General features: G+C 70.8%; 13 protein-coding genes and 1 tRNA gene. 6 read left to right on the forward strand and 8 right to left on the reverse strand.

The annotated features are described in order from the left end of the window. Nucleotides 1–68 precede the first annotated feature (68 nt). Nucleotides 69–608 (forward strand): peptidylprolyl isomerase, encoded by a 540-nt coding sequence (locus ASC54_RS02880; protein ID WP_055857675.1) that lies wholly within the window; start codon nucleotides 69–71, stop codon nucleotides 606–608. Continuing rightward, entirely contained in the window at nucleotides 608–1,456 is an 849-nt protein-coding gene (locus tag ASC54_RS02885; RefSeq protein WP_055857673.1) for a rhomboid family intramembrane serine protease, read from the forward strand. Before ASC54_RS02880 ends, ASC54_RS02885 begins: the two co-directional genes overlap by 1 nt. A 114-nt stretch (nucleotides 1,457–1,570) precedes the next feature. On the opposite strand, the gene ASC54_RS02890 is transcribed toward ASC54_RS02885, so the two are convergent. Then, complete coding sequence (locus ASC54_RS02890; RefSeq protein ID WP_055857671.1) at nucleotides 1,571–1,810, reverse strand: cell division protein CrgA; 240 nt, start codon at nucleotides 1,808–1,810, stop codon at nucleotides 1,571–1,573. Nucleotides 1,811–1,846: 36 nt separating this feature from the next. On the opposite strand from ASC54_RS02890, the gene ASC54_RS02895 reads away from it, so the two are divergent. Genes ASC54_RS02895 through ASC54_RS02900 form a run of 3 tightly spaced genes read left to right on the forward strand, consistent with a single transcriptional unit; the run spans nucleotide 1,847 to nucleotide 3,442 of the window. Then, entirely contained in the window at nucleotides 1,847–2,632 is a 786-nt protein-coding gene (locus ASC54_RS02895) for a class E sortase (RefSeq protein WP_055896532.1), read from the forward strand. Then, nucleotides 2,632–2,790, forward strand: coding sequence for a hypothetical protein (locus ASC54_RS13025; protein ID WP_200932259.1), 159 nt, complete (start codon nucleotides 2,632–2,634; stop codon nucleotides 2,788–2,790). Before ASC54_RS02895 ends, ASC54_RS13025 begins: the two co-directional genes overlap by 1 nt. Nucleotides 2,791–2,794: 4 nt before the next feature. Next, a complete protein-coding gene (locus ASC54_RS02900; RefSeq protein ID WP_055896535.1) occupies nucleotides 2,795–3,442 on the forward strand; it encodes an aminodeoxychorismate/anthranilate synthase component II in 648 nt (215 codons plus the stop codon). A gap of 48 nt (nucleotides 3,443–3,490) precedes the next feature. Here ASC54_RS02900 and pknB read toward each other — a convergent pair whose 3' ends face one another. The 7 genes from pknB to ASC54_RS02935 form a co-directional block, all read right to left on the reverse strand. Next, nucleotides 3,491–5,275 (reverse strand): Stk1 family PASTA domain-containing Ser/Thr kinase, encoded by a 1,785-nt coding sequence (pknB, locus tag ASC54_RS02905; protein ID WP_055896538.1) that lies wholly within the window; start codon nucleotides 5,273–5,275, stop codon nucleotides 3,491–3,493. An 82-nt stretch (nucleotides 5,276–5,357) separates the two neighbouring features. Then, nucleotides 5,358–7,076 carry a serine/threonine-protein kinase gene (locus ASC54_RS02910; protein WP_055896540.1) on the reverse strand — a complete coding sequence of 573 codons (1,719 nt, stop codon included), beginning with the start codon at nucleotides 7,074–7,076 and terminating at the stop codon, nucleotides 5,358–5,360. Beyond that, the gene (locus tag ASC54_RS02915; RefSeq protein ID WP_055896543.1) at nucleotides 7,073–8,527 is read right to left on the reverse strand and encodes a penicillin-binding protein 2; all 1,455 of its coding nucleotides are present in this window, start codon (nucleotides 8,525–8,527) and stop codon (nucleotides 7,073–7,075) included. Before ASC54_RS02915 ends, ASC54_RS02910 begins: the two co-directional genes overlap by 4 nt. After that, nucleotides 8,524–9,909, reverse strand: a complete 1,386-nt coding sequence (locus ASC54_RS02920; RefSeq protein WP_055857658.1) for an FtsW/RodA/SpoVE family cell cycle protein — start codon at nucleotides 9,907–9,909, stop codon at nucleotides 8,524–8,526. The genes ASC54_RS02915 and ASC54_RS02920 overlap by 4 nt, the downstream gene beginning before the upstream one ends. Further along, entirely contained in the window at nucleotides 9,896–11,131 is a 1,236-nt protein-coding gene (locus ASC54_RS02925; RefSeq protein ID WP_055857656.1) for a Stp1/IreP family PP2C-type Ser/Thr phosphatase, read from the reverse strand. The genes ASC54_RS02920 and ASC54_RS02925 overlap by 14 nt, the downstream gene beginning before the upstream one ends. 4 nt (nucleotides 11,132–11,135) lie before the next feature. Next, on the reverse strand, nucleotides 11,136–11,699 hold the full coding sequence (locus ASC54_RS02930) for an FHA domain-containing protein (RefSeq protein ID WP_055857654.1): 564 nt from the start codon (nucleotides 11,697–11,699) through the stop codon (nucleotides 11,136–11,138). Continuing rightward, nucleotides 11,696–12,400 (reverse strand): DUF3662 and FHA domain-containing protein, encoded by a 705-nt coding sequence (locus ASC54_RS02935; protein WP_055857652.1) that lies wholly within the window; start codon nucleotides 12,398–12,400, stop codon nucleotides 11,696–11,698. Before ASC54_RS02935 ends, ASC54_RS02930 begins: the two co-directional genes overlap by 4 nt. A 131-nt stretch (nucleotides 12,401–12,531) precedes the next feature. Here ASC54_RS02935 and ASC54_RS02940 point away from each other — a divergent pair. Continuing rightward, nucleotides 12,532–12,615 (forward strand) — tRNA-Leu (locus ASC54_RS02940). The last annotated feature ends 41 nt before the right edge of the window (nucleotides 12,616–12,656 follow it).

Here is a 12,656-nt window from a genome sequence, read left to right on the forward strand (position 1 = left end):
GGGGCCCCAACCCGCGCAGACGTAACGCTCAGGAAGCGCCCGGCGCGCACCGTGGAAGAATGACCGCTATGTCGATCCACACCGCAGTCGCGACCGTCCACACCACGCTCGGCGACATCACGATCAACCTCTACGGCAACCACGCCCCGAAGACCGTGGCGAACTTCGTCGGTCTGGCGACCGGCCAGCTCGAGTGGACCCACCCCGCCACCGGCCAGAAGACCACCGACCCGCTCTACGACGGCGTGATCTTCCACCGCATCATCAAGGACTTCATGCTCCAGGGCGGCGACCCGCTCGGCCAGGGCATCGGCGGCCCCGGCTACGAGTTCGACGACGAGATCCACCCCGAGCTGCAGTTCGGCGAGCCGTTCCTGCTCGCCATGGCGAACGCGGGCAAGCGCGGCGGTCGCGGCACCAACGGCTCGCAGTTCTTCATCACGACCGTTCCCACCCCGTGGCTCAACGGCAACCACACGATCTTCGGCGCCGTCGCCGACGAGGACTCGAAGGCCGTCGTGAAGGCCATCGAGGCCGTGCCGACCGACGGCCGCGACAAGCCCCTCACCGATGTCGTGATCACGGGCATCGAGGTCGTCGAGGTCTGATGAGCGACGCGGCTCCCGGCGGCTCCGCGCCGGAGGCGGGCGTCAGCGTCTGCTACCGGCACGGAGATCGCCGGAGCTTCGTGCGCTGCCAGCGCTGCGGCCGCGTGGTCTGCGGCGAGTGCCAGACCCCGGCCGCGGTCGGGGTTCACTGCCCTGAGTGCACGGCCGCGGCACGGGCATCCGCCCCGAAGCCGCGATCGGCGATCGCGCGCGCCTTCCGTCCCGGATCCCGCACGCCCGTCGTGACCTACTCGATCCTGGCGGTCACGGTCGCGGTGTTCCTCCTGCAGCAGGTGACCGGCGGGGCCGTCACCCAGCTGCTGCTCTACTGGCCGCCGCTCACGCCGACCGAGCCGTGGCGGATGCTCACGGCCGCTCTCGTGCACAGCGAGCGGTCGCTGTTCCACATCCTGTTCAACATGTACTCGCTGTTCGTGCTCGGCCCGCTGCTCGAGGGGCTCATCGGTCGGGCGCGGTTCCTCGCCGTGTACGTGCTCTCGGCGTTCGGCGGCTCGCTCGCCGTCCTCTATCTCGACCCGGCGCAGGCGGTCGTCGGGGCATCCGGAGCGATCTTCGGGATGCTCGGCGCCTTCTTCGTCATCCAGCGACGTCTCGGCGGGCGGAGCGCGCAGCTCATCGTCCTCATCGGCATCAACCTGGCGATCGGCTTCATCGTGCCGGGGATCTCGTGGCAGGCGCACGTCGGAGGTCTGGTGGTCGGGGCGCTCGCGGCTCTCATCATGGTCCGCACGCGGCGCATCGACGAGCGGCGGACGCAGAGCGTGCTGCTCATCGGGCTCGGCGCCGTGCTCGTCCTCGCGACGATCGCCCGATTCGCGCTGATCTAGCCCGCGAAGTTATCCACAGGTGATTCCACACTGGGGATAGTCACACCGTTGTAGTTCCACCCCCTCTTCGGGGGATGACCGGACGGTGAACGGGAGGTCGACGGATGGCGCCGGCTACCGCCAGCGCGTGGTCATCAGGAAGCCGATGAACATGATGCCGAAGCCGACCATGATGTTCCACGGGCCGAGAGCCGGAACGGGCCACGAGGTCTGGCTCAGGTAGTAGACGATGATCCACAGCAGACCGACGAGCATGAAGCCGAACATCACGGGCTTGAACCAGACCGGGTTGGGGGCGTCCTTGCCGCTCGGGGTCTCGGGGTTCTCTGCGTTGCGAGTGGTTCCACGGGCCATGGGGGACAGTCTAACGGTGCGGCCTACAATGACCGCATGCCCGAGCAGCCTCCGCCGCGCCCGCGTGCGCCCCGACGCCTCAGCGTCGTCGGGGTTCTCGGCGAGCTGCTCATCACCGTCGGCGTGCTCGTGCTGCTCTTCATCGGCTGGTACGTCTGGCTCAACGACATCATCGTCGGCGGCGAGCAGACGCAGGCCGCGGTGGAGCTGCAGCAGCAGTGGGCCGAGCAGTCGCGCGGCGAGCGCGGGGAGGACGCCCCGCCGCCTCCGCCGGTGTACGAGGGCCAGAGTCCTGACGCCGCCCCGGTGCGCGCCGAGCCCGGTGGCGTGAACGACGCCCTCGCCACGCTCATCGTCCCGCGATTCGGTGCCGACTACGCCCGCACGATCGGGCAGGGCATCGACGTCCGCGACGTGCTCAACAGCCGGCGCACCGGAGTGGGCCACTACCCGGGCACTCAGATGCCCGGCGAGCTCGGCAACTTCGCCATCGCCGCTCATCGCAACGCGAACGGCGCACCCTTCGGCCGCCTCGTCGATCTCCGCGTCGGCGATCACGTCTACGTCGAGACCGCCGACGGCTGGTACGAGTACACCTTCCGCGGCCTCGAGTACGTGGCGCCGACCCAGGTCGACGTCATCGCGCCCGTCCCGCGCGATGCCGGCGCCGACCCGGCCGAGCGCATCCTGACGATGACGACGTGCAACCCCCTGTTCTCGACCGCCGAGCGCGCGGTCGCGTACTCCGTCATGACCGCGTGGTACCCGCGCGAGGGCGGCATGCCCGCCGAGCTCAGCGAGCTCGGCCAGGGGGAGGCCTGATGTACGCGGCGCTGTGGCGCGCCCTGCCCGGGCCGGTGTGGCTGCGAGTGCTGATCGTTCTCGTGCTTCTCGCGGGCATCCTGTGGGCCCTCGCGTACGTCGTGTTCCCGTGGGCGGCGGACGTCCTGCTTCCTCAAGACGTGACCGTGGAAGAGTAGGGCCGTGCGCGTTCTCGTCATCGACAACTACGACAGCTTCGTCTACACCCTCGACGGCTACCTGCAGGAGCTCGGGGCCGAGACGGAGGTGGTCCGCAACGACGTCGTGGCTCCCGAGCGGGCGGCCGAGCTCATCGCCGGCTACGACGCCGTGCTCGTCTCGCCCGGCCCCGGCACGCCCGCCGACGCGGGCATCTCGGTCGCGGTCGTGCGCGCGGCGATCGCGACCTCGACGCCGCTTCTCGGCGTCTGCCTCGGGCACCAGGCGATCGCCGAGGCGCTCGGTGCGACGGTCACGCACGCCGAGGAGCTCATGCACGGCAAGACGTCGATGATCGAGCACGACGACAGCTCGCTCTTCGCCGACGTGCCCCAGCCGTTCCGCGCGACCCGGTACCACTCGCTCGCCGTCGTCGACGGCACCGTGCCCGCCGAGCTCGAGGTCACCGCGCGCACGCCCGGCGGGGTCATCATGGCGCTGCGGCACCGCGACGCCCCGGTCGTCGGCGTGCAGTTCCACCCCGAGTCCGTCCTCACCGAGGGCGGCTACCGGATGCTCGGCAACTGGCTCGCCGACGCCGGGCTCCCCGGCGCGCGCGAAGCGGCCTCGACGCTCAGCCCGCTCGTCTCGCCGAGCGTCCGCACGAGCTAGAGCCCGCCGCGACCGCGGCCTCGCGGTCGCCGCTGCCGGCGTCGCCGCTCAGCCGTCGTTCCCGCGACCGTTGCCCGGCCCGCCGGTGCCGTCCGTGCCCGTGGTGTCGCCCGTCGAGCCACCGGCGACGCCCGAGCACCAGGTGAGGGTGATCTCGGAGTTCTGCGGCTGATCGCCCGGCGCGAGCGACTGGTTCGTGACGAGCCCGCCGGAGCAGCCGTTGTTCCCCTGCACCCGGATCTGCAGCTGCAGCGGGCTCAGCTGCGCCGTCGCGTCGCCGATCGGCAGGTTGCGCACGTCGGGCACGGTGATGAGCCCCGACGAGATGACGATCGCGATGGTGTCGCCCTCGCGGACCTCCGCCCCGACCGCCGGGTCGGTGCGGATCACGATGTCCTTGCGGATGTTCGGCGAGTTCTCGGCCGTGATCGTTCCGACGCGCAGGCCCACCGCTTCGATCGCGACCTGCGCGTCGGCGAGCGACAGGCGGTCGATGTTGGGCACCTGGACGGTGGGCGGCCCGGTGGAGACGTAGACGCGCACCTCCTGCCCGGGCGACACGGTGACGCCCGCCGCCGGCACGGTGCGCAGGATGTCGCCTTCGGGGACGTCGGCGCTCGCCTCGCGGAACGGGTTGGGGGTGAGGCCGTCGTCGACGAGCCGCTGCGCGCCGTCCTCGTAGGCCTGGCCGGTGACATCCGCCACCGTCACCGAGATCGAGGGCGCGAGCTGCGTGCGCTCGAGGTTGAAGGCCCAGAACAGCACCGAGGCGACGACGACGGCGAGGACCGCGATCCCGGCCCAGATCCAGGCGACCGGCGGGCGGCTCTGCGTGCGGGTGCGGCGCTCCTCGTCATCGACGCTCAGCTGCCGCATGGCCGCCTCGGTGTCGGCGGTCGCCTGCGGGTTGACCCCGAAGAGCGTGGCGCTGAAATCGGTGGGGGCGTCGACGCGCTTCGGCGGGACCTGGCCCGCGGCGGCCGCCGCGACATCCGACCGGAAGTCGGCGGCGGTCTGGAAGCGCTCGAAGCGGTCCTTCGCGAGGGCGTGCAGCACGACGGCGTCGAGCGCGGGCGAGATCGAGGGCACGATCGTGCTCGGCGCGACGGGCGCCTCGCTCACGTGCTGGTAGGCGACGGCCACGGGGGAGTCGCCGCGGAACGGCGCGCGCCCGGTCAGCATCTCGAAGAGCACGACGCCCGTGGAGTACAGGTCGCTGCGGGCGTCGACCGTCTCGCCGCGCGCCTGCTCGGGCGAGAAGTACTGCGCGGTGCCGAGGATGGTGCTCGTCTGGGCGACCGTCGCCGCGGAGTCGGACACCGCGCGCGCGATGCCGAAGTCCATGACCTTCACCTGGCCGGAGTTCGTGATCATTATGTTGCCCGGCTTGATGTCGCGATGCACGACGCCGGCGCGGTGCGAGTACTCGAGCGCGGTGAGCACGCCCTCGATGATGCGCGTCGCCTCGGCGGGGTCGACGGGACCGTCGGCGATGACGTCCTTCAGCAGCCGGCCCTCGACGTGCTCCATGACGATGAAGGGCGAGATCGTCTCGCCGCCGCCCGGCTCGGTCACCGACTCCTCGCCGGCGTCGAAGACGCGGACGATCGTGGGATGCGCCATGCGCGCGGCGGCCTGGGCCTCCTGGCGGAAGCGGGTGCGGAAGACGGGGTCGCTCGCGAGGGAGGACTTCAGGAGCTTGACGGCGACGCGACGGCCGAGCCGGGCATCCGTCGCGATGTGGACGTCGGACATGCCGCCGCGACCGATGAGGGAGCCCAGCTGGTAGCGGCCCGCGAGCAGGCGCGCGCTCTGAGCCGTTCCGTCGATCATGCTGTGGGAGTCCTTGCTGTCACCTGGTGCGGTCGGGCCCCAGTGTACGGGGCGTACCCGCGAGCGCCGCGAAGGCGGAGGGTCAGCCCTCGGCGGGCGGCGGCTCGACCGGCGGCGCCGCCGCCGGCTCGATCGGCACGGCGAGCTCGGCGGAGCGCTCCGACTGCAGATCGCCGCACAGGGCCGTGTAGGTCACGCGCAGCTGCCCGCTGTCGGCGAGCGTCACGACGAGCGACGTCGCCTCCGCGGGGAGCGGGTTCGCCTGCGCGGGCGAGCCGCCGACGATCGTGAAGTTGTACCCGGTGAGCGAGTAGCCGGCGGGGCAGCCGGTGTAGCTCGGCCAGCTCAGCGTGACGTCCTCTCCGCCGGGGTACGGCCCCGAGCCCGGGTCGATCGCGAGGCTCGACGGGGCCGGCGGCGTCGGGATGTCGGTGTAGAAGTACACGGTGATGAGCGTGCCGGGCTGCACCTCGCCGCGCGGGTTCACGCGGTACGACAGCCCGACCTGGTCGCCGCTCGGGGCGATGTTGCCGTCGACCGCATCGAGGCGCAGGCCGAGCTGGGCGATCTTGTCCTCGACGGCGGCGCGGGTGAGGCCGACCCACTCCTCCTCGGTGATGATGACCGCTTGCGGGGTTGGCGTCGCGGAGGGCGATGTGCTCGGCGTCGTGACGGTCGGCGTCGGCGAGGGGGTCCCTGCCGGGTCCTCGTCGTTAGGCGCGACGAAGATCGCGATGAGCGCGCCGACGATGAGCACGAGCAGCAGGCCGATGAGGGCGATGAGCGGCCACGTCCAGGGGGAGCGCCGGGTCTCGGTCGTCGTCGTCTCGGTGGTGGCGGATGCGCCCGCGGCTCCCGCGGTCGAGGGCATCACGCGCGTGGCGCCGTCCGCCGCCGACGGCATGACCCGCGTCGCGGCGGTCGCGGCGGCGGCCGCGGCCACTCCGCCGATGCCGGCGACGATCGCCGTGGCGCCCGCGACGTCGCCGCGGCGCAGCGCCTGGGCGGCGCGGGCGAAGTGCTGGGCGGAGGCGGGGCGCTGATCGGGCTTCTTCGCGATCGCGGAGAACACGAGGTTGCGCACGGGCTCCGGCACCGTGACGGGAAGCTCGGGCGGCTGGTCGTTGATGTGCGACATCGCGATCGCCACCTGCGACTCGCCCGTGAAGGGGCGGCGGCCGGCGAGGGCCTCGTAGGCGACGATGCCGAGCGAGTAGACGTCGGTCGACGGCGATGCGGGATGCCCGCTCGCCTGCTCGGGCGACAGGTACTGCACCGTGCCCATGACCTGGCCGGTCGCGGTGAGCGGCACCTGGTCGGCGATGCGCGCGATGCCGAAGTCGGTGATCTTGACGCGGCCGTCGGGCGTGATGAGCAGGTTGCCGGGCTTGATGTCGCGGTGCACGAGGCCGGCCTGGTGGGCGGCGTGCAGGGCGGATGCGGTCTGCGCGACGATGTCGAGCACCTGGTCGGTGGAGAGCACGCGCTCGCGCTCGAGCACGGTCGACAGGGCCTCGCCGGGGACGAGCTCCATGACGAGGAAGGCGCTGCCCTCCTCCTCGCCGTAGTCGTAGACGTTGGCGATGCCCTCGTGGTTGACGAGCGCTGCGTGGCGGGCCTCGGCGCGGAAGCGCTCGAGGAAGCCCGGGTCGCCGAGGTACTCGTCCTTGAGGATCTTGATCGCGACGGTGCGCCCGATGACGAGATCGGTCGCCTGCCACACCTCGCCCATGCCGCCGATCGCGATCCGGGAGAGCAGCTGATACCGCCCACCGAAGGTGAGCCCGCTCGTGGGTCTCATCTGTTCAGCACCGCCTCAAGTACCTGTTTCGCGATCGGAGCCGCGACGCGGTTTCCGAAGGCGGTCTGGCCGAAGCCGCCGCCATCCTCGACCACGACCGCGATGGCCACCTGCGGGTCGTCCGCCGGGGCGAACCCGGTGAACCACAGGGTGTAGGGAGCCTCGCCGCCGTTCTCGGCGGTGCCCGTCTTGCCCGCGACCGCGACTCCTTCAATTGTCGCATTGCTCGCGGCGCCGTTCGCGACGCCGTCGACCATGAGCTGCGTCATGATCGAGGCCGTCTCGCGGCTGATGGGCTGGCTGAGCAGCACGGGCTCGTCCTCCTGGACGATCGAGAGGTCGGGCGCGATCACACGCTCGACGAGCGTGGGCTGCATGAGGTTGCCGCCGTTGGCGATCGCGGCGCTGATCATCGCGATCTGCAGCGGCGTCACGCGCACGTCGTACTGGCCGAAGCTCGAGAGCATGAGCTGCGCGTCGTCGAGGCCGCTCGGGAACGTGCTCGCCGTCGCCCGCATCGGGATCTCGACGCGCGTGCCGAAGCCGAAGGCCTGCGCGTACTCCGAGATCGTGTCCTCGCCGAGAGCGAGACCGAGCTGCGCGAAGGGGATGTTGCAGCTCAGGCGCAGCGCCGTGGCGATCGTCACGGTGTCGCCGCCGCCGCATGCGCCGCCCTCGGAGTTGGAGATGACGCTCGACGAGTTCGGCAGCTCGAGGGTCGGCGGGTTCGGGAACTCCGACTCCGGCTCGAACTCGCCGCTGTCGATCGCCGCGGACGCCATGAGCACCTTGAAGACGGAGCCCGGGAAGTAGAGGTCTCCGGCGATGGCGCGGTTGACGAGCGGGTCGTCGGGGTTGTTGATGAGTTCCTCGTACGCCGCGAGCACGGCCTGCGTGTCGTGCGCCGCCAGGCGGTTGGGGTCGTAGGAGGGCTTGGAGACCATGGCGAGGATGCGCCCGGTCGACGGCTCGATGGCGACCACCGACCCCTGCTGGTCGCCCAGGGCATCCCACGCCGCCTGCTGCACGACGGGGTCGACGGTGAGCTCGACCGCCGCGCCGCGCGGGCTCTGACCCGTGACGAGCGCACCGAGCTGGTCGAGGAACTGCTCGTTCGCGGTTCCGGAGAGGAAGTCGTTGAGCTCGCCCTCGATGCCCGTCGTGCCCTGATTGAGCGTGAAGTATCCGGTGATCGCGGCGTACAGCTCGGGCTGCGTGTAGGTGCGCAGGAACTCGTACTGGGTGTCGACCGGCACCGACTCGGCGATGGGGGTGCCGTCGACGAGGATGGGGCCGCGCTCGGCCGAGTAGCTCTCGTACAGGGTGCGGGAGTTGCGGCCGTCGGCGCGCAGCTCGTCGACGGCGAAGACCTGGATGACGCTCGTCGAGACGAACAGGGCCAGGAACATCGTCAGTGCGACGATGCTGACGCGGCGGAGCTCCTTGTTCATTCGTCCACCACCAGTCGTGGCTGGTGCCGCACCTCGTCGGAGAGGCGCAGCAGGAGGGCGGCGATGATCCAGTTGGCGACGAGCGAGGAGCCGCCCGCGGCGAGGAACGGCGTCGTGAGGCCCGTGAGCGGGATCACCCGGGTGACGCCGCCGACGACGACGAAGACCTGCAGCACGATGACGAACGAGAGGCCGACGGCGAGGAGGCGACCGAAGTCGTCGGTGCCGTTGAAGCCGATGCGGAAGCCCCGGGCGACGAACAGCAGGTACAGGCCGAGGATGGCGAAGAGACCGACGAGGCCCAGCTCCTCGCCGAGGCTCGCGATGATGTAGTCGCTCTCGGCGAGCGGGGTGATCGTGGGGTCTCCCTGGCCGAGGCCGCGGCCGACGAGCCCGCCGTGCGCCATGCCGAACAGACCCTGCACGAGCTGGTAGCTGCCGCCCTGCGCGTCGTACACCGCGGGGTTGAACGAGTCGAGCCACGCGGCGAAGCGGCCCTCGACGTAGGTGAGGGTGCGGCTCGCGATGGCGGCGCCGCCGAGGAACAGGCCGAGACCGATGAGCACCCAGCTGAGCCGGCCGGTCGAGACGTAGATCATGACGACGAAGAGGCCGAAGTAGAGCAGCGAGGTGCCGAGGTCGCGCTGGAAGATCAGCACGCCCATCGCGGCCACCCAGATGATGAGGATGGGCCCGAGGTCGCGCGCGCGCGGCAGCTGCAGGCCGAGAATGCGCCGCCCGACCAGCGAGAGCGAGTCGCGCGCGGTGACGAGGTACCCGGCGAAGAACACCGCGAGCGCGATCTTCGCGATCTCGCCGGGCTGGAACGTGAAGCCCGCGATCTGGATCCAGAGGCGCGCGCCGTTGAGCGTGAGACCGATGCCGGGGAGCATCGGCAGCAGGAGCAGGACGATGCCGACGAACATCGCCACGTAGCGGTAGCGGGCGAGGACGCGGTGGTTGCGGATGGCGATGATGACGCCGAGGGCGATGACCATCGCGAGGCCCGTCCACACCATCTGCCGGACGCCCTGACCCTCCCACCCGCTGAGGCCGCGGGCGAGGTCGATGCGGTAGATCATGGCGATGCCGATGCCGTTGAGCGTCGTGGCGATGGGGAGGATGAACGGGTCGGCGTCGCGCGCCACGACGCGCATGGCCACGTGCATGCCGAGAGCGAGCATCCCGAGCGCAGCCGCCTGGAGGAGGAAGCCGGGGTCGATCTCGCCGTTCACGCCGAGCTGCACGAGCACGAAGGCGGTGCCGCTGATGCCGATCGCGACGAGCAGCAGGAACAGCTCGAGGTTGCGCAGCTTCGACGGCTGCCGAACGGTGATCGCGATCGACTTCGTGAAGGTGGGGAGGCTGTCAGTCGGCGGCACGCTCGAGCCTCTCGATGATCGACAGCGCGTCCTGGAGGTCGTCGGCGTTGATGGTCGCCTCGACGGTCTGCCGGCTGAACGGCGGGAGGTCGTCGAGCGCGATGTCGGTCTCGCGGTAGACGCTCGACAGCGGGATGGGCCCGATGCCCTGCTGGACGCCCTGGAAGATCGCGACGTTGCCGTCGACGACGCCGACGAAGTAGCGCGACTGCGTGTAGCGGTAGCCCGCGACCGCAGCGGTGACGATGAGCGCGACGATGAGGAGGATGCCGACCGACCAGGTGATGCGGCGGCGGATGCGACGGCGACGGTCCTCCGCGATGAGCTCGCGCAGGAACTCCTCGCTCTCCGGCTCGAAGTGCTCGTCCTCGGCGACGCTCGTCATGAGCGGGTGCAGCAGCAGGGCCGGCAGGCGCACGCCGCGGCGCGAGGTGTCGACCTCGAAGGTCAGGGGCGCGCCGGCCGAGCCGACCATGACGGGCTGGCTCGTCGCGCTCGAGGGGCCGTCGTCGACGCCGACGAGGACGACGGTGACGTTATCGGGGGCGCCGTGATCGAGGCTCTCGTCGATGAGCGCCTGGCCGGCGAGGGCGGCGTCGGGCTGCTCGGCGAGGATCTCGGCGACCTTCTCCTCGGTGACGTACCCGCTGAGTCCGTCGGAGCAGAGGAGCCAGCGGTCGCCGGGGAGGGTGTCGAGCACCATCGTGTCGATCTCGGGGTTGAGGTCGACGTCGCCGAGCACGCGCATGAGCACCGAGCGCCGGGGGTGCACGGCGGCCTCCTCGGGCGTGATGCGGCCGCTGTCGACGAGGCGCTGCACGAAGGTGTGGTCCTTGGTGATCTGCTCGAGCGAGTCCTCGCGGAAGCGGTAGATGCGCGAGTCGCCGATGTGAGCGATGACGACCTTGTCGCCGACGCGGATGAGCCCGCTGACGGTCGTGCCCATGCCAGTGAGCTCGGGGTGCTCGAAGACGGTCTCGGCGAGCTCCTGGTTGGCCTCCAGCAGCGCCTGGCTGAGCACCTGCTCGGCCTCCTCGACCGAGTCGTACGCCCGATCGGTGTGCGCGATCGCCTGGATGGCGAGCGCCGAGGCGACGTCACCGCCCGCGTGGCCGCCCATCCCGTCGGCGACGACGAAGAGGTGCTCGCCGGCGTAGCCCGAGTCCTGGTTGTTGGCTCGGATCTTTCCGACGTGCGAGAGGGCGACTGTGCGGCTCGTCATCGACCTACCGTCGCAGCTCGAACGTCGTCGTCCCGATGCTGACCGGGGTGTTCAGGGGCACGGGGGTCGGAATGCTGACGCGCTTGCCGTTCAGGAAGGTGCCGTTGGTGGAGTCGAGGTCCTGGATCATCCACTGGTCGCTCCAGAGCATGAGGCGCGCGTGGTGGGTGGAGGTGTAGTCGTCGCGGATGACGAGGCCGGAGTCGGCGGAGCGTCCGATCGTGAGCTGGTCCTCGCCGAGCTCGAGCTCCATGCCCTCCTTCGCGCCGGAGGTGATGACGAGGCGGCGGGCGACGGGCTCGTCGGCGACCTGCTGCGCGGTGGGCGCCGGGGCCGCGGCGGCGGGGGGCGCGATCGCCTCGGTGCGGGCGGTCGCGCTTCCGGCGGCAGCGGGGGCCGGTGCGGGGGCGGGCGGGGCGGATGCTGCGCTCGCGCCGTTCTGCGCGGGCAGTCGGCGCACCTTCTGCCCGAAGAGGTCGCTGCGCAGGGCGTAGACGATGGCGAAGACGAACGCCCACAGCAGGATGAGGAAACCGATGCGGAGGATGAGGAGGGTGAGTTCGCTCAACGTGGTCCTCCTCGGGTGCTTCCGCCTCTCGGCGGCTCGGACTGGGCGAGCACCCGGAAGAGGATGCGGGTGCGCCCGATCTGGATCACGCTATCGGGAGGCAGGGCCGCCTGGGTGAACGGCTCCCCATTGAGGAGCGACCCGTTGGTGGAGCCGAGGTCGTTGACCTGGCCGCGCGTGCCGTCCCAGAGGATCTCGATGTGCTTGCGGCTCGTGCCGGAGTCGTCGAGCGTGATGTCGGCCTCGGAGCCGCGGCCGACGATCGTGCGCGAGGTCATGAGCGGGTATCGCTTGCCGTCGATGTCGAGGACGGGGTTCCAGACCACCGCGCCCTTGATGGTGTGCGAGTCGACCTGGATGACGCCCTCGGAGAGGCTGTCGTCGGCCTGCAGGGTGATCCGGATGCCGCCGGGGAAGGTGTAGCGCTGCGCGGTCGCGTGCTTCTGCACGAGCTGGGTGAGCTCGTCGGTGAGCGATTCGCCGAGCGAATCCATGCGCTGCTTGTCGGCGGGGGAGAGCCGGACGGTGAGGTCGTTGGGGGCGAGGATGCGGTCGCGGGAGACGACGGCGGCCTTCGTGTCGAGCTCGCGTCGGAGCGCGGCGGAGATCTCGAGCGGCTGCACGCCGCTCTTGAAGGTCTTGGCGAACGCACCGCCGACGGCGCGCTCGAGACCGCGCTCGAAGCTGTCGAGAAGCCCCACGGCAAGCGTCCTTCCCTGGCAGTTGACCCTCTGAGGATAGTGGGGTGCTCTGAACGGCGCCCCCACCGCGCCTTTTCGCCGGCACGCGCTGTGATAATCTCGCTGGGCTGGCGGGGTTCCGACCCCGACTCGCGCGAGTGGCGGAATTGGCAGACGCGCTGGCTTCAGGTGCCAGTGCCCTTACGGGCGTGGGGGTTCAAGTCCCCCCTCGCGCACGCGGCCCTCTCTTCTCGAGAGGTTCGGTGCGCGGATGAAC

Origin of the sequence: Yonghaparkia sp. Root332 (genome assembly GCF_001425665.1) — a bacterium.
Taxonomy (GTDB): Bacteria; Actinomycetota; Actinomycetes; order Actinomycetales; family Microbacteriaceae; genus Microcella.